This is a genomic window from Methylocystis sp. Sn-Cys, assembly GCF_016745395.1.
GTDB classification, from domain to species: Bacteria; Pseudomonadota; Alphaproteobacteria; order Rhizobiales; family Beijerinckiaceae; genus Methylocystis; species Methylocystis iwaonis.
Map to the genome: position 1 here is coordinate 1 of NZ_JAERVJ010000019.1, position 1,503 is coordinate 1,503.

Sequence of the window (1,503 nt, forward strand, 5' to 3'; positions counted from 1 at the left end):
AGAATGCTGATCGTGAGCGTCCCCTCTCCCGCTTTAGCGCTATCGAATGCACACATCGTGATTGCCTCGGTCGGGTCTGTTTGATTCCGTGGGTCGCGTTTTGATTCGCGGGGTGGGGCATGGCGATTTCGTATGGACTGGGGCGGTTCGGCGACCGCCGCCTGGAAAAAGGGGGGTCTCGTTGCATCGGGGCCTCGTCGCGCGGCCGTGCGCGCGCATCCGTCGGATCGCCGGCGGGCGGCGGGCGCAGGAGGTGCGGCTCACGCGCTTCCTGCGCAATCCTGCGGTGACCGCCGAGGAGATGGCGCGGCACGCCGCCGGGCTCACAGCGGCGCGGGCGGCGGGTCGCGACATAGTGGTGGCGCAGGACACCAGCGAGCTGGCGCTCGGCGGCAAGCGCGCGCAGGCGAACGGCTATGGGCCGGTCGGCAAGGGCGGCGGGACGCGCGGCCTTTTGCTGCACGCGGCCCTGGCGCTCGACGCCGGCACGGGCGCGCTGCTCGGCCTCGCTCATGCCGAGGTCTGGAACCGCGACACGGGGGCCAAGGTCGCGGCGCGTCGCGCGCGCGCGCTCGCGGACAAGGAATCGCAGCGCTGGCTCGATGTGGCGACGCATGCGCGCGAGGATTTCGCGGCGGCGAAGCGGATCACTGTCGTCTCGGATCGGGAGAGCGACATCTACGCGCATCTCGCGCAGCGTCCGGGCGGCGTCGAGCTGATTGTGCGCGCCTGCCAGAACCGGACGATCGCCGCAGACGGCGAGGATGCGATCGAGCTTTTGTTCCCCTTCGCCGACGGATTGGCCGAGGCGGGCCGCTTCGTCGCCGAGATCCCGGCGGCTCCGGGACGCAAGGCGCGCAAGGCGGCGCTCGTGGTCCGCGTCTCGCCGGTCACTTTGCGCAAGCCGCGCCACGGCGCGCGCGACTTGCCGGACGCGGTCGGCGTGACTTTGGTCGACGTGCGCGAGGTCGGGGCCGCGGAGGGCGTCGCGCCCATTCATTGGCGGCTTCTCACGACCCATGCGGCGACGAGCCTGGCCGAGGCGCGCCGGGTGATCGACCTCTATCGAATGCGCTGGACCATCGAGGAATTCTTCCGCACGCTGAAGACGGCGGGCTTCGAGATCGAGCAGGCGGACATCTGCGATCCGAAAGTGATGATCAAGCTGGTGGCGGCGACGGCGGTCGCCGCGGTGACGGTCATGCAACTGGTCAAGGCGCGCGACGGCGCGACCGACCAGTTGCTGACGGACGCTTTCGAGCCCGAGGACGAAGCGCTGCTGGAGGCCGTCTCGGCGAAGCTCGAGGGCGCGACGGCCCGCCAGAAGAACCCCCACCGCAAAGGCAGCCTCGCCTTCGCCGCCTGGGTCGTCGCCAGGCTCGGCGGCTGGACCGCCTATTACGGAAAGCCCGGCCCCAAAGTAATGCGCCAGGGCCTCGACGACTTTCGACGAATAAAGTTCGGAGCCGCGCTGACCTTCTACGATGTGTGAATCCGATAGCG

At 69.6% G+C, this 1,503-nt stretch carries 1 protein-coding gene; it reads left to right on the plus strand.

All coding sequences use genetic code 11. From position 1 onward, the window contains the following. Positions 1–181: 181 nt before the first annotated feature. On the plus strand, positions 182–1,492 hold the full coding sequence (locus JJT62_RS18935; protein WP_246745016.1) for an IS4 family transposase: 1,311 nt from the start codon (positions 182–184) through the stop codon (positions 1,490–1,492). Positions 1,493–1,503: the final 11 nt, after the last annotated feature.